At 65.4% G+C, this 23,649-nt stretch carries 20 protein-coding genes; 6 read left to right on the forward strand and 14 right to left on the reverse strand.

Annotated elements, in window-relative coordinates; genetic code table 11:
• Nucleotides 1–16 precede the first annotated feature (16 nt).
• A complete protein-coding gene (locus QNJ30_07320) occupies nucleotides 17–577 on the reverse strand; it encodes a 2-oxoacid:acceptor oxidoreductase family protein (GenBank protein ID MDJ0943256.1) in 561 nt (186 codons plus the stop codon).
• A gap of 223 nt (nucleotides 578–800) precedes the next feature.
• Between QNJ30_07320 and QNJ30_07325 the strand changes: the two genes are divergently transcribed.
• Both QNJ30_07325 and QNJ30_07330 read left to right on the forward strand, forming a co-directional pair.
• Complete coding sequence (locus tag QNJ30_07325) at nucleotides 801–2,492, forward strand: GNAT family N-acetyltransferase (protein MDJ0943257.1); 1,692 nt, start codon at nucleotides 801–803, stop codon at nucleotides 2,490–2,492.
• 98 nt (nucleotides 2,493–2,590) lie between these two features.
• The gene (locus QNJ30_07330; protein ID MDJ0943258.1) at nucleotides 2,591–3,220 is read left to right on the forward strand and encodes a histidine phosphatase family protein; all 630 of its coding nucleotides are present in this window, start codon (nucleotides 2,591–2,593) and stop codon (nucleotides 3,218–3,220) included.
• 30 nt (nucleotides 3,221–3,250) lie between these two features.
• Here the strand turns inward: QNJ30_07330 and QNJ30_07335 are convergent, their stop codons facing one another.
• The 5 genes from QNJ30_07335 to QNJ30_07355 all read right to left on the reverse strand — a co-directional run bounded on the left by QNJ30_07335 (nucleotide 3,251) and on the right by QNJ30_07355 (nucleotide 9,896).
• Entirely contained in the window at nucleotides 3,251–4,426 is a 1,176-nt protein-coding gene (locus QNJ30_07335) for a hypothetical protein (GenBank protein ID MDJ0943259.1), read from the reverse strand.
• Between the two features lie 37 nt (nucleotides 4,427–4,463).
• On the reverse strand, nucleotides 4,464–4,919 hold the full coding sequence (locus QNJ30_07340; GenBank protein MDJ0943260.1) for a CBS domain-containing protein: 456 nt from the start codon (nucleotides 4,917–4,919) through the stop codon (nucleotides 4,464–4,466).
• A 152-nt stretch (nucleotides 4,920–5,071) separates the two neighbouring features.
• A complete protein-coding gene (gene ppk1, locus QNJ30_07345) occupies nucleotides 5,072–7,393 on the reverse strand; it encodes a polyphosphate kinase 1 (GenBank protein MDJ0943261.1) in 2,322 nt (773 codons plus the stop codon).
• A 129-nt stretch (nucleotides 7,394–7,522) separates the two neighbouring features.
• Nucleotides 7,523–9,403 (reverse strand): Na/Pi cotransporter family protein, encoded by a 1,881-nt coding sequence (locus QNJ30_07350; GenBank protein ID MDJ0943262.1) that lies wholly within the window; start codon nucleotides 9,401–9,403, stop codon nucleotides 7,523–7,525.
• Nucleotides 9,396–9,896, reverse strand: a complete 501-nt coding sequence (locus QNJ30_07355; GenBank protein MDJ0943263.1) for a universal stress protein — start codon at nucleotides 9,894–9,896, stop codon at nucleotides 9,396–9,398. The genes QNJ30_07350 and QNJ30_07355 overlap by 8 nt, the downstream gene beginning before the upstream one ends.
• Nucleotides 9,897–10,462: 566 nt before the next feature.
• Here QNJ30_07355 and QNJ30_07360 point away from each other — a divergent pair.
• Together QNJ30_07360 and QNJ30_07365 are read left to right on the forward strand one after the other, a co-directional pair.
• Entirely contained in the window at nucleotides 10,463–12,049 is a 1,587-nt protein-coding gene (locus tag QNJ30_07360; GenBank protein MDJ0943264.1) for a CNNM domain-containing protein, read from the forward strand.
• Nucleotides 12,050–12,052: 3 nt separating this feature from the next.
• On the forward strand, nucleotides 12,053–13,312 hold the full coding sequence (locus tag QNJ30_07365; protein ID MDJ0943265.1) for a hemolysin family protein: 1,260 nt from the start codon (nucleotides 12,053–12,055) through the stop codon (nucleotides 13,310–13,312).
• A gap of 21 nt (nucleotides 13,313–13,333) precedes the next feature.
• Here QNJ30_07365 and QNJ30_07370 read toward each other — a convergent pair whose 3' ends face one another.
• The 8 genes from QNJ30_07370 to phoB form a co-directional block, all read right to left on the reverse strand.
• Nucleotides 13,334–14,134 carry a phosphate ABC transporter ATP-binding protein gene (locus tag QNJ30_07370; GenBank protein MDJ0943266.1) on the reverse strand — a complete coding sequence of 267 codons (801 nt, stop codon included), beginning with the start codon at nucleotides 14,132–14,134 and terminating at the stop codon, nucleotides 13,334–13,336.
• Between the two features lie 39 nt (nucleotides 14,135–14,173).
• A complete protein-coding gene (locus tag QNJ30_07375; protein ID MDJ0943267.1) occupies nucleotides 14,174–15,001 on the reverse strand; it encodes a phosphate ABC transporter ATP-binding protein in 828 nt (275 codons plus the stop codon).
• The gene (gene pstA / locus QNJ30_07380; GenBank protein ID MDJ0943268.1) at nucleotides 14,995–15,864 is read right to left on the reverse strand and encodes a phosphate ABC transporter permease PstA; all 870 of its coding nucleotides are present in this window, start codon (nucleotides 15,862–15,864) and stop codon (nucleotides 14,995–14,997) included. The genes QNJ30_07375 and pstA overlap by 7 nt, the downstream gene beginning before the upstream one ends.
• Before the next feature lie 31 nt (nucleotides 15,865–15,895).
• Nucleotides 15,896–16,885, reverse strand: coding sequence for a phosphate ABC transporter permease subunit PstC (gene pstC, locus QNJ30_07385; GenBank protein ID MDJ0943269.1), 990 nt, complete (start codon nucleotides 16,883–16,885; stop codon nucleotides 15,896–15,898).
• A 1-nt stretch (nucleotide 16,886) separates the two neighbouring features.
• On the reverse strand, nucleotides 16,887–17,978 hold the full coding sequence (locus tag QNJ30_07390; GenBank protein ID MDJ0943270.1) for a PhoU domain-containing protein: 1,092 nt from the start codon (nucleotides 17,976–17,978) through the stop codon (nucleotides 16,887–16,889).
• 170 nt (nucleotides 17,979–18,148) lie between these two features.
• A complete protein-coding gene (locus tag QNJ30_07395) occupies nucleotides 18,149–19,027 on the reverse strand; it encodes a PstS family phosphate ABC transporter substrate-binding protein (GenBank protein ID MDJ0943271.1) in 879 nt (292 codons plus the stop codon).
• 181 nt (nucleotides 19,028–19,208) lie between these two features.
• Entirely contained in the window at nucleotides 19,209–20,534 is a 1,326-nt protein-coding gene (phoR, locus tag QNJ30_07400; protein MDJ0943272.1) for a phosphate regulon sensor histidine kinase PhoR, read from the reverse strand.
• Nucleotides 20,531–21,226, reverse strand: a complete 696-nt coding sequence (phoB, locus tag QNJ30_07405) for a phosphate regulon transcriptional regulator PhoB (GenBank protein MDJ0943273.1) — start codon at nucleotides 21,224–21,226, stop codon at nucleotides 20,531–20,533. The genes phoR and phoB overlap by 4 nt, the downstream gene beginning before the upstream one ends.
• Nucleotides 21,227–21,643: 417 nt before the next feature.
• Here phoB and QNJ30_07410 point away from each other — a divergent pair, with 417 nt between their 5' ends.
• Both QNJ30_07410 and QNJ30_07415 read left to right on the forward strand, forming a co-directional pair.
• A complete protein-coding gene (locus QNJ30_07410) occupies nucleotides 21,644–22,324 on the forward strand; it encodes a TIGR00153 family protein (protein ID MDJ0943274.1) in 681 nt (226 codons plus the stop codon).
• A 36-nt stretch (nucleotides 22,325–22,360) separates the two neighbouring features.
• A complete protein-coding gene (locus tag QNJ30_07415) occupies nucleotides 22,361–23,626 on the forward strand; it encodes an inorganic phosphate transporter (protein MDJ0943275.1) in 1,266 nt (421 codons plus the stop codon).
• Nucleotides 23,627–23,649: the final 23 nt, after the last annotated feature.

Genomic DNA, 23,649 nt, shown 5'->3' on the forward strand with positions numbered 1-23,649 from the left:
CCCCTCTCGACAGCCCTCAGGCCGCCTTGGCGATCTCGTAGGCGTCGCGGGCGGCGGCGACGTTCGCCTCGGCGATGGCGCGCGGAAACTTGTCGCGGATCGCCTTCTCGACCGACTCGAAGGCCAGGAGCCCGGTGATCGCGGCGAAGCCGCCCAGCAGGGCGGCGTTGGGCACCGGCCGGCCGACGTGGTGCAGCGCCAGCTCGGTCGCCCCGAGGTCGCAGACGTGGTGCGGCGGGAAGCCGGCGACGAAGTCGGCGATTCCCAGCTCCTCGAAGCTGCGAGTCGAGTTGATCAGGATGTAGCCCTCCGGCTTCAGGCCCGAGAAGACGTCGACCGAATGCAGCAGGGTCGGGTCCTGGATGATCAGGGCGTCGGGCTCCAGGATTGGCTCGCGCAGCCGGATCTCCTGGTCGTCGACCCGGCAGAAGGAGACCACGGGTGCGCCCATGCGCTCCGAGCCGAAGCTGGGGAAGGCCTGGGCGTGCTTGCCTTCGTCGAAGGCGGCAACCGAAAGCAGCTCGGCGCCGGTGACGACGCCCTGGCCGCCGCGGCCGTGAATGCGGATCTCGAACATTTTTTCGCCTCCCGAGCGCCATACCTAGCGCGAGGCGGGGCGGCCCCTCTTTGATCCTGATCAATCGGGCCGAACGATGTCAGGCCGTGCGCCATCGTGCGGACCGCCGCGACGGGCTATCGCGCCTGTTTTTTGATCAAGATCAATGATTTCTCTCGTCAATCGTGAATGATCGTTTCATGAGAAACGACCGGCGAGCCGAAGGGGACGGAGTGCTGTGCAGGTGAAATCCAAGCACCGCAAGGCCGGATCGGCAAAGCCGCAGGCGGCGGGGCCGCTTGCCGCAGCCAAAAGCAAGCAGCGCCGGGGCGACGCGCCCGAAAAGGACGGGGGCCAGCGCGACGATGCCGAGCTGCATCACCGGCTCCGGCTGCGCAACACTCGGCTGTCCGACTATCCGGCCCTGAAGGAGATCATGGACCTGGTCTACGGCCACGCGGGCGGCGCTTGGTCGCGGGCGCAGTTTGAGTCGCAGCTCGCCCACTTCCCGGAGGGCCAGATCTGTCTCGAGGACAAGGGCAGGGTCATCGCCGCGGTGATCAGTGTCGTCGTCGACTACAAGAAGTTCGGCGACTTTCACACCCATCGGGAAATCACCGGCAACGGCCATCTGACCACCCACGACCCGACCGGCGACACGCTCTACGGCGTCGACGTCTTCGTCCACCCGGACTACCGCGGCCTCCGCTTGGGCCGTCGTCTCTACGATGCCCGCAAGGAGCTTTGCCGCAAGCTGAACCTGCGGCGGATCGTCTTCGGCGGACGCATCCCGGGTTACGACAGCTACAGCGACAGGATGACCCCGCAGGAGTACATCGACGAGGTCAGGAAGCGCGAGATCTACGACCCGGTGCTGACCTTTCAGCTGAGCAACGACTTCCACGTCCGGCGGGTCATCACCGGCTATCTGCCCGAGGACGAGGAATCCCACGGTTACGCGGTGATTTCGCAGTGGTTCAACATCGACTTTGAGGAGCGCAAAAGGCTTCTGGGGGAGCCGAAGCGGATCGTCCGGGTGGCGGCGGTGCAGTGGCAGATGCGGCCGGCGGCGACCTTCGACGTCTTCCGCTCGCACCTCCGGTACTACATCGACGTGGTCGCCGCGTATCAATGCGACTTCGCCGTCCTGCCAGAGTATTTCAACGCCTCGCTGATGTCGCAGTTCTATCCCCACGTCAAGAGCGACGCCGAGGCGATCCGCTCGCTCTCCACCTACACCGAGCGGATCCGCGCCTATATCTCGGACCTGGCGGTGCAGTACAACATCAACATCGTCGCCGGCAGCCTGCCCGAGTACAAGGACCACGTACTCCGCAACGTCTCCTTCCTCTGCCGGCGGGACGGCAGCTGGGACTTTCAGTACAAGCTCCATCCGACCCCGGACGAGGAGCTTGAATGGGGTCTGCAGGGCGGCGACGAACTGAAGCTCTTCGACACGGACGAGGGCAGGATCGGGATCCTTGTCTGCTACGACGCCCAGTTCCCGGAGCTCAGCCGGCTTCTCGCCGAGCAGGGGATGCACATCCTCTTCGTGCCCTACTTGACGGATACCAAGAGCGGCTATCTGCGGGTCAGGCGCTGCGCCCAGGCGCGCGCCATCGAGAACGAATGCTACGTCGTCGCGACGGGGAGCATGGGGAACATCCCGAACCTGGGCTACATGGACATCCATTACTCCCAGTCGGCAATTTTCACGCCGTCGGATTTCGCCTTTCCACACGATGCGGTCAAGGCCGAGGCCACGCCGAACACCGAGACGACCCTGATCGCGGACCTCGACCTGGGCTTGCTCAAGGAGCTACGCAGCCAGGGTTCGGTGCGGAACTTCCAGCAACGCCGCCTGGATCTCTACCAGGTGCGCTGGAAGGGGAAGCCGATCGGCCCGGGGCGACCGGCCAAGGGGGCCAAGAACTAGACCGACCCGGCAGCGCAAGCCGGCCCGCTCGGGCGCGGCGGTGCGGGTTGTGCGACGTCGAGTGCCGTCGTCGCCGAAGATGTGAGACGAGACGAGTCATGGAGCAGTTGTTGCTCAAGTCGATAGCCCTGCGTTCCGGCGCGGTGAAGACAGAGGGTCCCGCCTTGGAGGATTCGCGCTTCGAGTTTGGCGTCACGCCCTTCTACTTCCTGCGTCACGGGGAAACCCGGGAGACCGAAAGGGGAATCGTCCAGGGTCAGAACGACACCCGGCTGATCGACAAGGGCCGCCAGTCCGCGGTCAAGGCTGCGGACGCGCTCGACGGCGTCCTGCTTCGCTCGATCCATGCGAGCCCGCTGAAGCGGGCCTGGGAGACGGCCTCGATCCTGTCGCTCCTCAGGGGCGTCCCGGTCTTTCCGGTGCCGGGCCTGATGGAGAGGAACTGGGGCCCCTACCAGGGCCTCCACAAGGACCTGCGGCCTAGCGAGCCCAGTGACGACACAGTGGAAGGCCGCGAGGCCTTCGCCAAGCGGGTGATCGCCGCCATGCGTTCGATCAGCGGGCCGGCGCCGCTCGTGGTGGTGGCTCACTCGGGAGTCTTTCGGGTGCTTTGCGGCCACATCGGGCTCTCCGACAGCCCCCAGGTCACGGTTCCCAGCGGCTTGGTGCTGCGCTTCGAGCCGCCGGCAGTCCGGGGCCGGCGATGGCGCCTCGGCGTCGTCGCCTGATCCCGCCGGCCGGCGAAGAAGCGCCGGGTTCTATCTGAAGACTTCCGAAGGCTCAGCGCTCAGCCGTTCCAAGAGGGCGTTGACGATCACCGTCATGATATCCTGTATGACCCGCTGCCGGTCGTGGTTGACGATGATCGGGATATGTCCGCGGTCGGCCTCCGACAGGAGGTGAGCCTGGAGACGCCAGATCGAGCCGAAGTTGTCCAGATAGCGTTGGGCCCGGCGCCGGTCCACCTGCTCGCCGCGACCCATGAAGCGCCGGCGGAGCTGCTGCGGGTTGAGCACCGCCAGCATGATCGGAATCACGATGGCGCTGCTGTCTGAGGGCACCTTCTCGACCAGGGAATTCTGAATGTGGACGCCTTCCAGGATGAGCGAGGCCCCTTCGTTGAGCGAACGCCGAATCACTGCCTCGCAGGGCACCGAGAGCAGCTCGGCCTGCGCCTGATAGCCGTCGATCAGCAGACCGTCGGCGTCTCCGTGCTTGGCGGACAAGGCGCGCCAGGCGTCGTAGGACGAGCGGTGAAGGACCGGCATAAGGCGTTCGGGAATCATCATCCGCATCACCTCGCGCAGCAGGTCGGTCGACTGGGTGCGCGCGATGTCCAGACGGTGTGCGACCTCCGTTGCGATGGCGCTCTTTCCGGTGCCGCTGGCTCCGCCGATCATGAGCACGATCGGTTGCTCTCGCCGCCGAAAGTTGACCAGCACGAGATATCGCCGCGCCTTCTCGCGGCCGAGCGCGACCCGGAGGTAGCGGTAGGTGAGGAAGCCGAGATGCCGTGATTGGATCTCCGACTGCCCCTTGTTCATCATGTGGGTGAACAGGGCGGCCGTGACCGTCGTGGACTCCTCGTAGGAAAGCCCGCTCGATTCGAGAAGCCGCCGGTGCTCCTGCCGGGAGAACTGCCGCGCATGGCCCTCGGCATCGCGCACCAGGATCGTCCCGGTCAGCGCGGCCGGCTGCTGGTAGCGCTGGACGACGCTGGGCCCGAAGCGCGCGATGTGCTTCAGGACGGTCTCGCGCAGCTCGACCGTCGTGATCTCCGGCCGCTCGCTCAGCTCGTCCCGAACCTCGGAAGCGAGGGCGTAGGCCTCCTCGAAGGGCAGCCCGGATTCCTGGAGCGAATGGGTCAGGATACCTCTGAGGAAGGGGATCTTCGTCGGGGTTTCGCCCGGCTCGACCACAAGTGTCTTGGCCATGGAGTCTTTCCGGCCCCTTGTTGTCCGCGGCGCGCGATCAGTCCTCGTCGGTCGACCAGGCCGCAGCCGTGACCACCTGGTCCTGGAGGACCTTGGTCATCCACTTTAGCTCGGAAAGCACGGCCTTGACGACATCGCCGACGCTGATCATGCCGACCAAGGCATCTCCACGGACGACGGGCAGGTGGCGGATCTGCCCCATCAGCATCTGCTCCATGATCTCCTGCGTGCTGCTTTCCGGCGTGCAGGTGATCACCGAGCGGTTCATCAGGTCGGCGGCGTGCATTTCGAGCGCCGCCGGGCCGTGCTCGGCGACGCTCGCGACGATGTCCCGCTCAGAGATGATGCCGGCCATGTCTTTCCCCTCGCTCTTGACCACCGCCGCGCCGATCCCTTCGCGCCGAAGCGTGGCCGCGACGTCGCAGACGCTTGCCGCCGCGGCGATCGAGATCACCCGGTCGCCCTTCGCCGCCAGTATCTCCGAAACCTGCATGGCACACCTCCTTTCGATCCTGCACCCGGTGACGCCAAGCCGATGCGTCAGGCCTGGTCGGTCCGCACCCGAGCCCTCGATCCGAGCTATGTTCCTCGGCCCCTACGAGGGGCGGTCGGCTTGCTGGGCAGCCCGGCCTCGGCAGCGCGGCCTCAGCGGACGCTGCGCCGGGCGATCGCTCTCGGCTTGCGGCGCCGCAGGCGGGTCGCCGAGGCCTGACGCTTCTCCGCGTTGGCGATCATGACTTCCTGGCAGCCCTTGCTCTCGCGGCCGCGGCCGCAGGGCTGGCGCTGGACGTACTCACCGTCGGCGGCCATGTCCCAGACGTTGCGCTGATCCTCGAGCTGGGTCTCGAAGAACCCGCAAAGATCCTCGCGATGCGCCGGGTCTTCGATCGGGGCTAGAAGCTCCACGCGGCTTTCCAGGTTGCGCCGCATCAGGTCCGCCGACCCGATGTAGTACTCCTCCTCGCCGCCGTTGCGGAAGTAGTAGATTCGCGCGTGCTCCAGGAAGCGGCCGACCACGCCGATCACCGAGACGTTCTCGGACAGACCCGGCAACCCGGGCCGCAGGCGGCAGCTGTCGCGAACGATCAGCTCTACCTTGACCCCGGCGCGCGAAGCCTTGTAGAGGGCCTCGGTGATGTGGGCGTCCTCGAGCGCGTTGGTCTTGAAGCGGATCAGCCCGGGGGACTCCTCGCTGTGCACCTCGATCTCCCGCTCGATCTTGGCCAGCAGCGCCTTCTTCAGGAACTTCGGCGCGGTCAGCAGCTTGCGGTAGCGGCGCGACGGCTTGCAGCCGCTGGTCAGGTAGTTGAACAGCTCGGTCAGGTCGTGGCCGATATCGTCGTCGCAGGTGAGCAGGCCGAGGTCCGAATAGATCCGCGCGGTGCCGGCATGGTAGTTGCCGGTCCCGATGTGCGCGTAGCGGCGCAGGCCGGCATAGTCCTGGCGAACGACCAGGATCGACTTGCCATGGGTCTTCAGCCCGATGACGCCATAGGTGACGTGGATCCCGGCCTCTTCCAGGCGGTTCGCCCAACGGATGTTCGCCGCCTCGTCGAAGCGGGCCTTGAGCTCGACTGCCACGGCGACCTGCTTGCCGTTGCGTGCGGCCTCGATCAGGTACTCCAGGATCTCGGTGTCGGCCGAGGTCCGGTAGAGCGTCATCTTGATGGCCCGGACCTTGGGGTCCTGGCTCGCTTCCCGGACGAAACGCTCCACCGAGGTTGCAAAGGATTCGTAGGGGAAGCTCAGGAGAATCGAGCCGGCCTCGCGGATCAGGTGGAAGATGCTCCGCCGGTCCTGGAGCTTGACGTTGGTCACCGGACGGTGGTCCGGATCGTGCAGCTCGGGGAAGTCCAGGCCGGCCAGCTCCATCAGATCACGGATACCCAGGAGGACGTCGGACTCGAAGACGTCGGCGGCCTCGTCGAGGCCCAGCTCGGCGGCCAGCATGCCGCGATGGAGCTCGCCCATCCCGGCGCTGATCTCCAGCCTGACGAAGGGCGCGAACTTACGGTAGCGCAGTTCCGTCTCGATCATGCTCAGGAGGTCTTCGGCCTGATCCTCTTCCAGCTCGGTGTTGGCGTTGCGGGTGACCCGGAAGAACTCGCAGGACTCGACCTCCATCTCGGGGAACAGCAGGTCGAGGTTGTGGGCCATCACCTCCTCCAGCGGGATGTAGTGCTGGGAGTCCCCGATACGCAGGAAGCGGGGCACGCCCGAGCCCAGCGGAACCTTGATGCGGTTCATGATCGGCTCTTCATCGTCCCGGTAGCGCAGGGTGACCAGAAGGCTGAGCGACAGGTTGGAAATGAAGGGGAAGGGATGCGCCGGGTCCATGGCGAGCGGTGTCACCAGGGGCAGGATGTTCGTCAGGTAGTGCTCGCGGACGGCTTGTTTCTGCTCGTCGGACAGCTCCTCGTACTCGGCGATCACGATTCCCTTTCGGGCGAGCGACTTGACCAGCTCCAGGTAGATCTCGCGCATCCGCAGCTGCAGCTCCTTGACCGCTGCTGTGCATTCGGAGATCTGCTCTTGCGGCGTCCGGCCGTCGACCGTCAGCTGGTGGACGTTGGCGGCCAGCTGCTGCTTCAGGCCGCCGATGCGCTTCATGAAGAACTCGTCGAGGTTCGAACTGGCGATCGCCAGGAACTTGAGCCGCTCAAGCAGGGGAATCCTCTTGTCCTGCGCTTCGTGCAGCACCCGGCTGTTGAAGCTGAGCCAGGTCAGCTCGCGGTTGAGGTAGAATTCCGGCGCGCGGAGGTTCATTGCGGGCGGCGCGGGCCGGGGCACCGGCGCCTCGGCCGCCGCGGATTCCGGCGTCGCTTTCTCGACCACGGCTTCCTCGGGCGAGGCAGCTCCGGCCTCCGCGGCCTCGGGCTCGGTTGCCGGCGCGGCCGCGGGCGGCTCCGCCGGGACGCCGGGCAGGCGACGCCGCACGCGCCCGTCACCGGTCCTCAGGGGCGTCACGGTCGAAGCGGTCTCCTGACTGCCGATGTCACCTGTGCCTGTCCTGGGTCGACCTGCCATGTCTCCTGTGTCCTTCTGCTAGCTCGCCCTGAGGCCGAGCGTTCGGCCGGCGCCGCGCCGGCGGACCGCCTATTCGGCGGCTTGTGGAACCTCCGCTTCGGCTGCTTCCAGCCACTGGGTGCGGGCGATCTTGCGGCTCATCCGGTAGATCCGGCTCAGGGTCTCGATCATCTCCATCTCGCGCGTGAAGGTCTGTAGCCGGTTCGGCTCATCCGCCACCAAGCGGCTTAGCTCGTATCTTGCGGTCTCTTCGGCCAGGGCCGCCATATCTTTCTTCATACGTTTGACCTGCCAGGCGGCCTTGCTGTCTTGTTCCCGCACCGACCGGATCGAGGCCTTGAAGGCCTGCGACACCTCGTCGAAGTAGTGGCGGATGACCTCCATGGTCGCCTTGCTGATGACCACCCCCTCTTCGATGCGGCGGCGTCCCGTGGTGACCAAGTTGGTCTCGATGATATCGCCGATCTGCTCCAGGTGATTGGCCACCTGAAGCAGCTCCATAACCTCGGCGGACTCCTCGCTGGTCAGTTCTCCAACGCTGATCTGCCCGAGGTATTCCACAATATGACCGTGGAGGGTGTCGATGTCGCTGTCCATATTGGCGAGGTTCTGGAGATCCTCTTCGGTCCCCGCCGTCATTGCCGGTAGTGAGGCATCGAGCATTTCGTCAACACAATCGCCCAGGCGACCGACTTCCCGGCGCGCCCGGTCCAGGGCCAGCGGCGGTGTCGAAAGCAGCTCCTTATCGAGATACTTGGGCTGGATCACGGCCACGGCCTCCAGGGGCCGGTCGGGAACCACCCATTCAGCGAAACGGGCGACCAGGCCTGCGGCGGGCAGGAACAGCGCCGAGAAGAAGATATTGAAGGTCGTGTGCGCGTTGGCGATCTGTCGGGGCGTCTCCGCGGCGAGCTTGTCCATGCCGACGGCCCCCTCCGCGACCGGCGAGAAGGCTCGTACGAAGTCCGCAAGGTAGGGGATGAACCAGACCGCGACGGCGACGCCGGCGACGTTGAAGGTCACATGGGCGACCGCCACCCGCACCGCTTCGCGTGGCTTGCCGATCGCCGCGAGGGCGGCGGTAACGCAGGTCCCGATGTTGGCCCCCATGATGAGCGCGATGCCGCCTTCGAGTGTGATCAGGCCCTGCGAGGCCATGGCGATCACCACGCCCGTGGTCGCCGAGGAGGACTGGACCAGGCCGGTGAAGGCTGCCGCGATTAGGATTCCGAGAGCCGGAGCCGAGACATCCTGCATGATTTGGATGAAGGGCTCGTAGCTGCGCAGCGGCTTCATGCCGGAGCTCATGATCCCCATCCCGAAGAAGATCAGGCCGAGCCCCATGACGAGACCGCCGTATTGCTTTATTCGCTTGGTCTTGCCGGTGAAGATCATGACGAAGCCGACGGCCACCAGAAGCAGCGCGTAGTGGGTGACCTTGAAGGCGACGATCTGTGCCGTGATCGTGGTGCCGATGTTTGCGCCAAAGATGACCCCGACGGCCTGCGACAAGGACATGAGGCCGGCCGTGACGAAGCCGACCAGCATGACCGTGGTCACCGATGATGACTGGATCACGGCGGTGACGAAGGTGCCGGTCAGAAGGCCCATGAAGCGGTTGGTGGTCAGCTTGCCGAGGATGTCCTTCATCCGGTTGCCGGCGACCCGCTTCAGCGCGTCGGCCATCTGTTCCATGCCGAAGAGGAAAATCGCCAAGCCGCCGAAGAGCTGCATGGCCATCCTGAACCAGTCGATCCCCTTGCTGTCGGAACTGGCGGCGAGGGCCGGCGCGGCGAGGAAGAGGACGAGCGGCAGGAGCAGGAAGAACAGGGCGATCCGCCAGTCCGTCCGCCACGCCGACGCCTCCCCGAGCGGCGCCGCCGCGGTCCGGCCCCGGAGGGCCACTGCCAGCCCGATAGGGCGGCCTGACCTTGCGTTTGTCTTATCCATCTTCCGCCTCCGCCTTGACGATCGTCACCGGGAGCGCCGCGCGTTGCACGACGCGTTCGGCCTTCGAACCGAGCAGGAGGTGCGGTAAGCCGGTGCGGCCCTTGCTCCCCATGACGATCATCCCTGCGCCCTCTTGTTCGGCGACCTCGAGGATCCTCGTCTCGGGGATGCCTCGGACGAGTTGCGTCGAAACGGCATCGAGCCGCAGCTCGGGATGGGTCTCGCCCGTCTTCTCTATGAACTGTTTCAGCATTTCGGCTGCGACATCCTCCATCGGGCGGAGCGCATCCGCTTCCGACCTCCGGTAGGACCCGGGCGTCTCGATCGGGTCGTGTACGACGTGCAACACCAGGACCGCCGCGCCGACCTGACCGGCGTATTTGCAGGCCCAGACTAGAGCGGCCTCGGAATCCTTCGAGAAATCGACGGCGACCAGAATCGGGCCTCTGCCGACCGGCGAGCCCTTCTGTCCCTGCGAAGCGTCCTTGACCAAGATATGCCTCCCCACCCAGGACCCAGACGGCACAGCCGCCCGACTTGAGACACGACACGGCGACCTAGCCGTACGGCCCTCGCATCGGGCAGCCTGCGATCTATCGGCCTAGAGCTTTGCTTGTCCCTGCGAGCCGCCCCGCAGCGCCTGCCGCCCCGAAAACCAGACGATCTTGCTCGACGCCGCTTGGCCCGTTGCTCCGACCGATGACTGGGAACTCAGACAGGTCGGCGCCGACATTTCCTTGACCTAGGTCAATTTATTGGCGTGGCCGCCGAACTATGATCGCAGTGGAGAGTTGCGAGACCCGACAGGTCGAAGGGTCGGTCGGGCATCAGAGAGTATCGGGTCGAGCGGTGGCCGCTCAGCGATGCGCCCCGGTCCGCCCTCCCTGATCGGCCTGGAGGGCCGAGGCTTCTGATGTCATGATGGTGCCTGTTGGCTGGCGGTATAGCGCGCGAGTAGGTCCGAGCCGGAGGGCCATGCAGTCTGGAATCTTGGGCTGACGCCCGACCACCGTATCCGATCACCTTCGGCGCGCAGGGCCCGAGCGCAGGGAGACGCAGATGGAGGGGGCTCTCGATCAGCTCGAGAGGTACTGGGAGGCGGTGGGGCTCTTCTTCGCCTTCGACACCTCGCTGCTGGCCGAGCCCGGCATCATCGCCCTGCTCATCCTCCAGGTCTTCCTGCTGTGCTGTTCGGCCTTTTTCTCGGGGTCGGAGACGGCTCTGTTCTCGCTGTCGCGCCTCGACCTGCAGAAGCTGCGGCGGGATCGGCATCCACGATCTGAAGCCCTGCACGCCCTGCTCGACCAGCCAAGGCGGCTGATCATCTCGATCCTCTGCGGCAACGAGTTGGTCAACATCGCGGCGACCGCGAACTTGGCCGGCATCCTCGTCGTGCTCTACGGAGAGGATCGTGCCGGATGGATCAACGTGCTTGTGATGTTTCCGCTTCTCCTGCTGCTGGGCGAGGTCACGCCCAAGACCATCGCGGTCAGTCACCCGATCAAGATCAGCGCCGGTCTGGTCGCCGGGCCGCTCAGCGCCTGGGCCAGGCTGATCACGCCGCTGCGGCGGGTCGTCCGGATGGCGGCGGAGAAGATCACCACCTGGATCGTCGGCGAGGAGCGGGCCCGGGAGAACATCCTCCAGGTCGACGAGTTCCGCACCCTGCTGGCCGAGGTCGCCGACGAAGGCATACTCGATGCCACAGAGAGGGTGCTGATCGACAACCTCCTGGAGGCCGGCGAGACCGAGATCGTCGAGATCATGACACCGCGCACCCGGGTCAATTTCCTCAGGGACGACATGAGCGTGCTGGAGGTGGTCGACCATTTCCGCGGCTTCCGCCACCCGCGGGTGCCGGTCTGCCACGAGCACCACGACAACCTGGTCGGCTTCGTCCACGCCGAGGATGTCCTGCGGCTGATCCTGGACGGCGCCGATCTCTCGAAGCTCACGCTCGAGCAGCTCCTCCATCCGCCGGTCGTGGCGCCACCGACCAAGTACGTCGACGAGATGTTCGACTTCTTCCAGGCCAACAACGCCCGCGCCGCCGCCGTCCTCAACGAGTTCGGCGGGATGGAGGGCTTCATCACCATGCGCGACATCATCAGCTTCATCTTCGGCGAGGTCTCCGAATCGGCCCCGGCGCAGGCCCTCTACGAAGAGCGCGACAAGAACATCTTCGAAGTGCCCGGCGACATGAAGCTCACCGACTTCGACGACCTCACCAACTTCGGCATCGAAGACCCTCGGATGACCACGATCGGCGGCGTGGTTTTCCGCTACCTCGACCGCCTGCCGGAGGTCGGCGACCAGGTCGTCATGGACGGCCTGATCGCGACCGTCCTCGAGATGGACGGCCACCGCCTGGCCCGCGTGCGCATCGCCAAGGGCACGCCTGGCGAAGACGAGGAGGCCGAAGACAAGGGCGACGACGAGGACGTCGAGGTGGCCGAGCCGGACGCGGGCAACGCCGAAGGGGATCGGGCGAGCCAGCCCGGGCCGGAGCAGGCGGCTTCCGACGCGGCGCGACCCAGCGCCGAAGTCGTCGATCTCTCCGCCATCAAGATCGGCGGCAAGGCCAAGAAGAAGGCGCGGCGGGGCGGCAAGGGCCCGCCCGGATCGCACGACAGGGAAAGGGGCTAGATCATGGACCTGGTCCTCGCGATTCTGGTGATGTTCGTCTTTCTCCTGCTGAAGGGCTTCTTCTCGGGCTCGGAGATCGCTCTGGTCAGCTCGGACAAGATCAAGCTCCGGCACCGGGCGAAGCAGGGCGACCGCGGTGCCAGCCTCGCGCTGAGGCTGTTCCAGACCCCCGACGTGCTGCTGAGCACGACCCTGGTCGGCACCAACATCTCCACCGTCGTTCTGACCACGATCGGCGCGCTGCTGATGATCCAGCTCTTCGGGAGCAGCGGCGAGTTCTATGCCTTCCTGGTCCTGACGCCGCTGCTGCTGATCCTCGGGGAGATCGTGCCGAAGAGCGTCTACCAGCAGAAGTCGGACGAGCTGACGCCTGTCATCATCTATCCGCTGCGCTGGGCGTCATTGCTGTTTTATCCGATCGTCTTCGTTTTCTCGCGCATCGCCCGCACGGCCGCCCGCCTCGCCGGGGCCGGCAAGATCGATCAGCCCTTCTTCATCACCCGCGAGCAGCTGCGCACGGTGGTCGACATGGCCGAGCAGGGCGTGTCGCTGGACGCCTTCGGACGCGGGCGCATTCGCCGGGTTATCCGCTTCGCCGAGACCACGGTCGCCCAGACAATGATTCCCATCGCCGAGGCCACGGTGATCGACCGGCGGCAGACCACCAAGACCGCGATCGAGCTGGTCCGCCGGCACGGCTACAACCGCCTGCCGGTCTTCGAAAACAGCACCAGCAACATCGTTGGCCTCGTCACCCTGACGACCTGGGACCTGATGGATCGGGATCTGGCCGAGCAGGACCTGGCCTCGCTCATCCAGCCGGCGCTCTACGTCTCGCCCCTGCAGACCATCGATCAGCTGCTGCCGATGCTGAACCAGCGCCACGACCACATGGCCGTGGTGGTCGACGAGTTCGGATCGAGCATTGGCATCATCACCATGGAGGATATCGTCGAGGAGGTCGTCGGCGAAATCGACGTCGGCTACGACTTCGAGGAGTACCTGCCGAAGCGCAAGCGGGTCTACGAGAAGCTCGCGGAAGACATCTACGTCATGGACTCACGGCTTTCGATCGCCGAGGCCAACGAGATCCTGCGGACGGGCTTGCCGACCACCGAGTTCCACACCGTCGGCGGCCTGGTGATGGCGCGCCTGCGGCACATCCCCCGGGAAGGGGAGTTCATCATCGAGGAAGGCTACCGCTTCACGGTCATCGAGGCCAATGAGCGGAGCATCGAAAAGCTGCGGGTCGAGCCGGAGTAGGGCCCGGCCCTGTAGCGCGGCTCAACCGTAGCGGCCTTCGATGTAGTCGGCCGTCTCCTGCTTGGCAGGCGTGACGAACATGTCCTCGGTCGGGGTGTGCTCCACGACCCGGCCCATGAGCATGAAGATGCACTCTTCGCTGGCGCGCCGGGCCTGGGCCATGTTGTGGGTCACGATCAGGATCGTGTACTGCCCGCGCAGCCCCCAGATCAGCTCCTCGACGGCTTCCGTTCCCTTGGGGTCGAGCGCCGAGCAAGGCTCGTCCATCAGCAGCACCTCCGGCTTCACGGGTAGCAAGCGCGCGATGCAGAGCTTCTGCTGCTCCTCCAGCGAAAGCTCCGTGGCCTTGCGGTCGAGCCGGTCCTTGACGTTGTCCCAGAGCAGGACCTGGCGCAGCGCCTGTTCCACGATCTCGTCCTTCTCGCTGCGGTGCATCCGCTTCTTGCCCTCGGCGTGCAGCTCGAAGCCGAAGAGCACGTTGTCGCGGACCGAGATCGGCAAGGGATTGGGCCGTTGGAAGACCATGCCGACCTGCTTGCGGACCTGGGCGAGCTCGACGCCTTGATCGTAGATGTCGTGTTCGAGGACCGCGATCGAGCCCTCGATGCGGACATAGCCCAGCCGCTCATTGATCCGGTTCACGCTGCGCAGGTAGGTGGTCTTGCCGCAGCCCGAAGGGCCGATCAGCGCGGTGATGATCCCCTTCTTGATGTCGAGGTTAACGTCGTAGAGCGCCTGGAAGTCGCCGTACCAGAGGTTGAGGTCCCGGGTCCGGATGGCGAGGCCGTTCTGGCCGTTGGTCGTCTGCGCGGTCTTGTTCATGATCAGCAACCCATGAGCTGCGGTTCCGGTCCGGCCGACCTAGCCGAAGCGGCCCGCGATGTAGTCCGCCGTCCGGCGGTCGGCGACATCGCCGGTGAAGAGGCTTTCGGTGTCGCCGATCTCGACGCAGCTGCCCATCAGGAAGAAGGCGGTGCGGTCGGCGAGCCGGCGTGCCTGCTGGGTCAGATTGGTCACCAGGATGATCGTCATCTCGTGGCGCAGCTCCTTCAGCACGTCCTCGATCCGCATCGTGGTGACGGGATCGACGGCGATCGAGAACTCGTCGAGCATCAAGAGCTCGGGCTCCTGGGACAGCGCGCGGGCGATGGTCAGGCGCTGCTGCTGGCCGCCGGAGAGCAGGCTGCCCAAGGAATGGAGCCGGTCCTTGACCTCGTCCCAAAGCGCGGCGCGGGTCAGGCAGCGCTCGACGATCTCGTCGAGGTCCGCCTTCCCGGAGACTCCGGCCAGGCGCGGCGCCAGGGCGACGTTGTCGTAGACGGTCATGGGCAGGCCCACGGGCAGCGGGAAGACCACGCCGATCCGGCTGCGCAGGGCATAGACGTTGCGCCAAGCGCGGACGTTGCGGCCGTTGAACAGGATGTCACCGGAAACCTGCATGCCGGGGTTGAATACGTCCATGCGGTTCAAGGACTTGAGAAAGGAGGTCTTGCCGCTGTTGGCCGGGCCGATGATGCCGAAGATCTCGTTCTCGCGGATCTCGAGGTTCACCCCGACCAGGGCCGGCTTGCCGTGATAGCTGATCGAGAGGTCCCGAACCTCTAGCTTGATCGGGGCGTCCTCGGGAAGGGCCGAGGCCGACGGGGCGCGGTCCCGCCCCGGCTCCAGAACGGTGATCGTCTCTACCATTTCTTCTTCCCCCGGAGGTACATGCGGAAGCCGATCGACAGGGCGTTCATGGTCAGCACCATGGCGATCAGCACCAGGGCGACGCCGTAGGGCAGGTGGTCCGGGACGTTAGGGACCTGGGTCGAGACCACGAAGAGGTGCAGGGAGAGCGCCATGGTCTGGTCGAAGACACTCTCCGGCAGGAAGGGCAGGAAGAAGGCGGCGCCGGTAAACATGATCGGCGCCGTCTCGCCACTCGTCCGAGAGACCTCGAGGATCACCCCAGTCAGGATCCCGCTGACGGCGTTCGGCAACACGACGCGGCGGATGGTCTGCCAGCGCGTCGCGCCCATGTTCCAGCAGGCCTCGCGGAAGGCCAGCGGGACCGCCTGCAGCGACTCCCGGGTCGCCACGATTATCAATGGCAGGGTCATGATCGCCAGGGTCAGGCTGGCGGCCAGGATGCTGGTGCCGAAGCCGAAGAAGATCACGAAGGCCCCAACCCCGAAAAGCGCGTGCACGATCGAGGGCACGCCGGCGAGGTTGATGATCGCCAGGTTGATCGTCCGGGTGAACCAGTTGTCCGGCGCGAACTCGCTGAGATAGAGCGCGGCCGCCACGCCCAGCGGCACCGAGACCAAGAGCGCGACCGCGACCAGCCAGACCGTCCCGACTAGGGCCGGGAAGATCCCGCCGGCGGTCATGCCGTCGATCGGATCGGCGAAAAGGAACTCCCAGGAGATGGCGGGCCCGCCCTTATAGATCAGGGTGCCCAGGATCATCATGACCGGGAAGATCAGCAGGATCGTCATCATCATGAAGAGGAGGCGAACCAGCCGCTCCGTGCGCCGGTTCTGGATGTTGATTTCTGTTGCTGCGAACATGACTGGTCCCTCGTCCCTTACCCCTGCGCGCTCAGCCCTTCTTGATGCCGCGGACGATCAGATCCGCGGTCAGATTGATCAGGAAGGTGATCACGAAGAGGAAGATTCCGATCGTGAAGAGCGCCTGATAGTGGTCCGAGCCCACCGCGGTCTCGCCGAGCTCGGCGGCGATGGTGGCGGTCAGCGCGCGCACGGAATCGAAGATGCTGTCGGGCAGGTTGATCGCGTGACCGCTGGCCATCAGCACGGCCATGGTTTCGCCGAAGCCGCGTCCCACGCCCAGCAGGACGGCGCCCAGCAGGCCGTTCTTGGCGGCCGGCAGCACCACCTTGAAGATCACCTGCCAGCGACTCGCGCCCATGGCTTCGGCGGCCTCGCGGTAGCGGTCCGGCACCGCCTTGAGGGCGTCCTCCGAGATCGAGGTCATGATCGGTGCCGCCATCAGCCCGAGGATCACGCCGGCGTTGAGCACGTTCAGGCCGACCGGCACGTCGAAGAGCTGGATGATCAGCGGGTTCATGATGGTCAGGCCGATGAAGCCCCAGACCACCGAGGGAATCGCCGCCAGCAGCTCGACCAGCACCTTCAGGACCTCCCGGGTCTTCCCGGTCGCGAACTCGGCGATGTAGATGGCGGCACCCAGCGAGAAGGGGATCGCCACGAGCATGGCGAGCCCGGTGACGCTCGCCGTCCCGGCGATCAGCGCAAGGATCCCATAGGTGGTCTTGTATTCCGAGGTCGGCTTCCACCTCGGCGAGCCGAAGAACTCGGCAAAGTCGAAGGGGCCGACAAGGAAGCCGAAGCCCTCCTTGGTGACGAAGACGAAGATGCCGATGATGAAGATGATGGCCGAGATTCCACCGATGAACACCAGGATCTGAACGACCTTGTCGATGTACCAGTCGGCGTTACGGCGGTCGAAATCCAGGCCGTCGCGCCTGACGGCTGACCGGGCAAGTACCGGTGAGCTCTCGCCAGTGACTTCCGCCGCACCGGCCACGTCTTTTGCCGTGTCGACCATTTCAATCGGCTCCCTCGCCGCGCAGGGTCTCCATCAGGTCGCGGACCCTGACGGCGATCTCGCGGTACATTTCGACGTAGCGGTCATTGGCCTCGGCCTCGCCGAGTCCCTCCGGCGGTGTTCCGACGTCCCAATCCAGGAACACGGTGCGAAAGGGCTGCTGCGGCAGATAGGTGCCGACATCGCCTTGCAGGCTGACGACGACATCGTACTTCGCGACCTTGTGCGGATCGGGCTCGAGGGCGGTCGTCGTGATCGGTTCGGGCGCCAGGCCGTGCGTCTCGAGGAAGCCCAAGAGTCCGGGTTTCAGATCGACGCCGTTGCGCCGACCGGCACTCTCGTACTCGCCGCTGTTGGGGAAGGTCTTGCGGGCAACGGCCTCGGCGATCTGGCTTTGGCAGGTGTTGTCCTCGTCCAGGAACAGGATTCTGTAGACCTTGGGCGGCTTGGTCTCGCCGGTCACCGTGAACAGGGTCTCTTCGCAGATGTTCTTGCACCTGTCGCAGACCCGCTTCAGCCGACCGATCAGGATCAGGGCGTCGAAGAGATACCGGATCTCCTCGTGAGAGGTCTCGCTCTCCTGGACCAGTTCCTCGAAGACCATGTCGCCGTGGCCCTTGGCCTGGGCGGCGATCGCCTTGGTCTCGCGTGCGAGTTCGGCGTCCTTCTCGTTGAAGGATTTCATCGATTGAAGCAGGCAGGTCTGCGCCTGCCGGGCCATGTCCTCCATCTCCTGCTTCAGGAGTCCCGTCGGCAGGTGCGGAAGTTGCAGGCCCTCGCGTGCGATGGTGGCCGCGTAGTCGCCGATGCGCTCCAGCTCGTTGACCAGCCTCAGGATCGAGGAAATCAGGCGCAGATGGCCGGCGCTGGGCAGATGGGTCGCCAGGAAGCCGTGGCAGAGACGGGTGATCTCCCGGGTCTGGCGATTGATGGGATGGTCCCGGAGGATCGTCTGGTTGGCCAGCTCCTTGTTGCCGGTCAGGGCCGCCTGGACTGCGTCCTCCTGGGCCTTCTGCACAGCCGCGCTCAGGGAAGCGACCCTTTCGCGGATCCGGGCCATGTCGTTTGACAATCGCTCTTCGTAGAGTGGCATAGCTGGATGCTCCGCCTTTACCGGGTGCCCCGTTTGGATAGGGCACGTCTAAAGAGGGCTGTGGTTTCCGGCCCGTTGCCCGGCTTTGCCGGACGCGCGGCGACCAGGAAAGAGAGGAAAGAGAGAGAGAAACGCCGGGCCCGGCCCCCCACCAGGCCCGGCGGGTCGGCTCAGTTGCAGGTCACCTCGCGGACCGGCGCATAGCCCTTGTCGCGGATGATGCACTGGCCCTCATCGCTGAGGATGAAGTCGAGGTACTTCTTGATCTCGCCGGTCGGCTCGCCGTTGGTGTACATCAGCAGCGGGCGGGCGATCGGATAGCTGCCGTCGGCGGCCGTCTTGACGCTCGGCATCACGCAGTCTTTCCCGTCCTGGGCGACGCAGGCCAGCTTGACGTGGTCGGTGGCGTAGGCGAGGCCGCTGTAGCCGATCGCGCAGGGCGTTTTCTCGACCAGATCAACGACGTCCTTCGAGCCGTGCATGTCGCGGGTCCCCATGCGGTAGTCCCGCGCCTTGCCGAGGACAGCCTTGCGGAAATAGGCATAAGTGCCGGAGTTGTTCTGGCGGCTGACCAGGACCATCTCCTGGTCCTTGCAACCCGGAACCTCGAGCCCGATGTCCGTCCACTTCTCGATGTCGCTTTCCTCACCGTAGATCTCTGCCAGTTGGGGGATCGAGAGGATCTTGGCCGGGTTGTCCTTGTGCAGGAAGACGGCGAGCGCGTCGAAGCCGACGGTGTGCTCGACCGGGTTCTGGCCCTTGGATTTGGCGAGCTCCAGCTCCTTACTCTTCATCGCCCGGCTGGCGTTGGCGATGTCCACGGTGCCGTTGATCATCGCGGCGATTCCGGTCCCCGAGCCGCCGCCGGTCACCGCGACGGCGACGTCGGAATTGACCTTCTGGTAGGCCTCCGCCCAGGCTTGGGCGACATTGACCAGGGTGTCCGAGCCTTTGTTCTGGATCAGCTCGCGGGCCTCCACCGAGACGCTCAGTGAGACGGCGCCCGCGGCGATCATGGCGGCGACGGAAAATCTGGCGGTCTTGTGCATGGTTCCTCCCTCATGCGGCCGGGGCCAAAGGCCTCGGTCCGCAGCGATCCAAGAATGCGCTAGATCAATTTTCTCTGGGGAGACTGCCAGGCGTTTGTTATGGATTTGTCATGAGGGTGAAAAATTTCTGTCATATTCACCGCGGTCGGGAGGAAAGCCCTTCAATGCTTCCGCGCTTTCGCTAGCCGGCCTTGGAGAGTTCTGCCTCGGGTTCCGTGCGGACTCGCGATCCCGGGAAGTGGCAACTGAATGTCGTGCCTTTGCCCACGTCGCTGGCGATCCTGAGCTCCGCCGAATAGCGGTCCAGCACCTGCTTGACGATCGCCAGACCGAGGCCGCTTCCGCCGGAGCGGCGCGATCGCCCGGCGTCGACCCTGTAGAAGCGCTCTGTGAGCCGCGGCAGGTGGTAGGCGGCGATGCCTTGCCCGTTGTCCCGGACCGAGAGGCTGGCGCCTTCGGTGTTTCTCTGCCAGTCGATGTCGACCCGGGTGCCGGCCGGCGTGTGCCGCACGGCGTTGAAAATCAGGTTCGAGAAGGCGCTGCGCAGCTCGCCTTCCTCGCCGAGGAGCTGGACGGTCGGGTCCATCTCGAGCCGGAGGCTGTGCCGCCTGTCGCCGCTGAGCATCCGGGCCTCGGCCAGGATCTCGGCCAGGATCTCGGCGACCGGCACCGCGGCTTCGGCCAGGGGCCGATCCGCCATCTCCAGGCGCGACAGTGTGAGAAGATCGTCGACCAGCGCCTGCATGCGTTCGGCTTGCTGGTCCATCTGCGCCACCGGAATGCGCCACTGCGGCTGTTCCACCGCCAACTCCTGCAGCGCCTCGAGGTAGCCGCGGAACACCGTGATCGGTGTTCGCAGCTCGTGGGACACGCTGGCCAGGAAGTCCCGGCGCGCCTGCTCCAGTCGGAACACCGGGGTGATATCCCGCGCCACCAGCAGGCGTTCGTGCTGGTTGCCGAAGGCCGCGGTGATCTGGAGGCTCAGCATCCAGGCGCCATTGGCCGGGGAGGGCACCTCCAGGGGCCGCGACGACCGGCCCGCAGCCAGGTCGTCCTCCAGGATCGGGTGAACCACCACCCCGGTTATGTCCTTGCCCAAATCGGCGGGCCAGCGAAGCCCCAGGAGCTTTCGGGCGGCGGGATTGAACCAAGAAATTGCACCGGTCTCGGAGAGGACGACGATGGCATCCGGCAGAGTCCCGGCGGCCTCCCGGTAGTCGGAGAGAAAGCCGATCAGGCGCCGCCCGCGCCGCCGCTTGCGCAGCCGCTCGCGTTGCAGGCCATCGAAGACCGCCTCCCAGACGCCCAGGGAGACCGGCAGGCGAAACCCTCGGCGCCGTCTGATCCAGGATTGCAGGAGCAGGAAGTTCGCCAGGTGCCAGCCGAGGTAGCCGATCAGGCCCAACCCCAGCAGGAGCCGGGTGCCTCCGAAAAGCAACCCCAGGAGGACCAGCGCCAGGCCGACGGCGGCGACGAAAGCGAGCTCGTTTCGCCAGGCCCGGATCAAGATTGGCCCCGGGTCGAAAACCGGTAGCCGCTGCCGTGCACTGTCTGGATCAGCCGGTTGTGTCCGCTGGCCTCGAGCGTCTTCCTCAGGTTGCTGACGTGCATGTCCACCGTGCGCGGGCTGACGTGGATGTTCCGACCCCAGACCAGGTCGAGCAGCTGATCGCGGCTGTAGACCCGCTCCGGGTGCGTCATGAGGACGTGGAGCAGGCGGAACTCGGTCGGTGCGAGGTCGAGGTCCCGCTCGCCGACCGTGACCCGGTGGCTGACGGGATCGAGCAGCAGGCCGTTCACCTTCACCGTGTCGTCGGTCGCTTCGGGCTTCATGCGGCGCAGCACGGCCTCGATCCGCGCCACCAGTTCCTTCGGGGCGAAGGGCTTGGTGACGTAGTCGTCGGCCCCGTCCCGCAGGCCCCGGACCTTGTCCTCTTCCTCGCCGCGCGCGGTGAGCATGATGACCGGGATCGATCTTGTCGCGGGATCGCGGCGCAGCAGCTTGACGAAGTCGATTCCCGATCGCCCCGGCAGCATCCAATCGAGCAGAATCAGGTCGGGGGTGTCCCGAAGGATCTCCGCCTCGGCCTGTGCGGCATCGCCCGCCTCCGCGTAGGAGAAGCCCGCCCGCGACAGGGCGAAACCGATCATCTCACGGATCGTCGGCTCGTCGTCCACCACGAGGATCTTGCCGGCCATCGCTCAAATCCCGCTGCCCCCAGTGCGCCTGTCTAGAGGCAGACCTCCCTGTTCCGCCACGTCGAAGCGCCTCCAAGCGGACCCGAGGCAATGCTTCGACAGTCTCGCATAGGTGTCGCTGATTTGGATCAATTTATCGGGTCGTCCGACGGAGGCGCTGGCTGTCCAGTCGCGAGAGGTCCGCCTACGTCCCCCGGTCCAAGAAACCAATCGAATCGGCTCAATTCTCGACAGTTCCGCCAAAAATTGATCAAGGTCAAAACTTTCTTGGCCGCTATCCGCTACTCTTCGATGACAAGCGGCGAAGTCAGACCTCGACTCTTGAGGTCTCTTCAAGGCCGGCTTGGGGGGCCAGCGTCCGATCGCCGTGTGCCGGCGCAAGCGCTGGAAGCTGAAGCAGGAGGAGGATAGTCGCTCATGGCCAGAACCAGTCCCTTCGCAAGCCTGTTCGGCCGTTCGCCGATCAAGCCGATGCAAGAGCACATCAAGGTCGTAACCCGCTGCGCCGGCGAGGTGCCGGGCTTGTTCGAAGCGCTCTGCGCTGGGGATCAGGGCAAGGTGGCCGAGTTCAAGGATCGGATCTTCGCCCTCGAACAAGAGGCCGACGACATCAAGAACGAGCTCCGCGCCCATCTGCCGAAGAGCCTTCTGATGCCGGTCGACCGGCGCGATCTACTCGAAGTGCTCGACATGCAGGACTCCATCGCCGACACGGCGCAGGACATCGCAGGGCTGCTCGTCGAGCGCCCGATGGAGGTCCCGGACAGCCTCAAGGAGCCGCTGGTTGCCCTGGCGCGCCGTTGCGTTCAGGCCTGCGACAAGGCGGCCGAGGTGATCGGAGAGCTCGATGAACTCGTCGAGACCGGGTTCCGCGGACGCGAGTCGGAGCGAGTCTCCGAGATGGTCGACGAGCTGAACAAGATCGAGGACGACACCGACCAGATGGGCATGGACCTGACGCATCGCCTCTTCGCGCAGGAAGACGAGATGAAGCCCGTCTCGGTGATGTTCTGGTACCAGCTGATCCAGTGGATCGGCGACTTGGCGGACTACGCAGAAAAGGTTGGCAATCGGCTGCGCCTCTTGCTCGCCAGCTGAGGGAAGTCCGAACGACAGATAGGGGGAGGAGCGGCCATGGAAGTCATCAATCAGTACGGTATGATCTTGATCACCCTCGGCGTGGTCTTCGGTCTGTACATGACCTGGGGCATCGGCGCCAATGACGTGGCGAACGTCATGGGTACCTCAGTGGGATCCGGTGCCATCACCGTGACCACGGCGATCATCATTGCCGCCATCTTCGAGTTCGGCGGCGCCGCGCTGGCCGGGGGGCACGTGACTGCGACGATCCGCAAGGGCATCATCGATCCCAGTCCCATCGTCAACACGCCGGAGGTTCTGATCTTCGGAATGCTGGCGGCGCTCTTGGCCGCCGCAGTGTGGCTGATGATCGCCTCCTCGCGCGGTTGGCCGGTATCGACCACCCATTCGATCGTCGGCGCCGTGGTCGGCTTTGCGATCGCCGGCATTGGACTGGACGCCGTCAAATGGGACAAGATCGGGCAAATCGTGGCCAGTTGGGTGGTGTCGCCGGTGCTCGGCGGCACGATCGCCTTCATCCTGATGATCAGCATCCGCCGCTTGATCCTGAACACCGACAATCCCTTCCAGAGCGCCAAGCGTTGGGGCCCGGTCTATGTCTTCCTAGTCGGCTTCGTCATCGCCCTGGTGACGCTGTTCAAGGGACTGAAGCACCTCAAGCTGGATCTCACCATCCCCATGAGCTTCCTGGCAGCGGCCGTCATCGGGCTGATCATCGCGGCCATAGGCTGGGCCCTGATCAGTCGTGTCAAGGTCGACGAGGCCGCCGATCAGGACTACCACTTCGCCAGCGTCGAAAAGGTCTTTGTGCCGATGATGCTGTTCACCGCCTGCGGCATGGCCTTTGCCCACGGATCGAATGATGTCGCCAACGGTGTCGGCCCCCTGGCCGCCGTCTACGGCCTGGTCCAATCAGGCGGGGAGGTGGCCCAGAAGTCCGAGCTGCCGATCTGGATCCTGCTGCTCGGCGGGTTCGGCATCGTCGTCGGGCTGGCGACCTATGGCTACAAGGTGATGCGGACGATCGGCACCAAGATCACCGAGTTGACGCCGACGCGCGGCTTCAGTGCGACCATGGCGGCGGCCGCGACGGTCGTCCTGGCTTCGCGGACCGGCATGCCGGTCTCCACCACGCACATTGCCGTCGGTGCGGTGATGGGTGTCGGTTTGGCGCGCGGCATCGGGGCGATCGACCTGCGGGTCATCGGTGGGATCGTGGTGTCCTGGATCGTCACCCTGCCGATCGGCGGCGTGCTGGCGGCGCTCTTCTACTTCACACTGAAGGGCATATTCACCTAGGCTCACGGGCCCGCCCCGAGGGC

Source organism: Kiloniellales bacterium, assembly GCA_030066685.1.
GTDB lineage: Bacteria > Pseudomonadota > Alphaproteobacteria > Kiloniellales > JAKSBE01 > JAKSBE01.

What these genes read in the sequence shown, in the direction of transcription:
- QNJ30_07415 (MDJ0943275.1), top strand. Translation starts at nt 22,361, where the DNA reads ATGGAAGTCATCAATCAGTACGGTATGATCTTGATCACCCTCGGCGTG.
- QNJ30_07330 (MDJ0943258.1), top strand. Translation starts at nt 2,591, where the DNA reads ATGGAGCAGTTGTTGCTCAAGTCGATAGCCCTGCGTTCCGGCGCGGTG.
- phoB (MDJ0943273.1), bottom strand. Translation starts at nt 21,226, where the DNA reads ATGGCCGGCAAGATCCTCGTGGTGGACGACGAGCCGACGATCCGTGAG.
- QNJ30_07390 (MDJ0943270.1), bottom strand. Translation starts at nt 17,978, where the DNA reads ATGCCACTCTACGAAGAGCGATTGTCAAACGACATGGCCCGGATCCGC.
- QNJ30_07320 (MDJ0943256.1), bottom strand. Translation starts at nt 577, where the DNA reads ATGTTCGAGATCCGCATTCACGGCCGCGGCGGCCAGGGCGTCGTCACC.
- QNJ30_07350 (MDJ0943262.1), bottom strand. Translation starts at nt 9,403, where the DNA reads ATGGATAAGACAAACGCAAGGTCAGGCCGCCCTATCGGGCTGGCAGTG.
- QNJ30_07340 (MDJ0943260.1), bottom strand. Translation starts at nt 4,919, where the DNA reads ATGCAGGTTTCGGAGATACTGGCGGCGAAGGGCGACCGGGTGATCTCG.
- QNJ30_07365 (MDJ0943265.1), top strand. Translation starts at nt 12,053, where the DNA reads ATGGACCTGGTCCTCGCGATTCTGGTGATGTTCGTCTTTCTCCTGCTG.
- QNJ30_07370 (MDJ0943266.1), bottom strand. Translation starts at nt 14,134, where the DNA reads ATGAACAAGACCGCGCAGACGACCAACGGCCAGAACGGCCTCGCCATC.
- QNJ30_07360 (MDJ0943264.1), top strand. Translation starts at nt 10,463, where the DNA reads ATGGAGGGGGCTCTCGATCAGCTCGAGAGGTACTGGGAGGCGGTGGGG.
- pstC (MDJ0943269.1), bottom strand. Translation starts at nt 16,885, where the DNA reads ATGGTCGACACGGCAAAAGACGTGGCCGGTGCGGCGGAAGTCACTGGC.
- QNJ30_07410 (MDJ0943274.1), top strand. Translation starts at nt 21,644, where the DNA reads ATGGCCAGAACCAGTCCCTTCGCAAGCCTGTTCGGCCGTTCGCCGATC.
- QNJ30_07375 (MDJ0943267.1), bottom strand. Translation starts at nt 15,001, where the DNA reads ATGGTAGAGACGATCACCGTTCTGGAGCCGGGGCGGGACCGCGCCCCG.
- pstA (MDJ0943268.1), bottom strand. Translation starts at nt 15,864, where the DNA reads ATGTTCGCAGCAACAGAAATCAACATCCAGAACCGGCGCACGGAGCGG.
- QNJ30_07335 (MDJ0943259.1), bottom strand. Translation starts at nt 4,426, where the DNA reads ATGGCCAAGACACTTGTGGTCGAGCCGGGCGAAACCCCGACGAAGATC.
- QNJ30_07395 (MDJ0943271.1), bottom strand. Translation starts at nt 19,027, where the DNA reads ATGCACAAGACCGCCAGATTTTCCGTCGCCGCCATGATCGCCGCGGGC.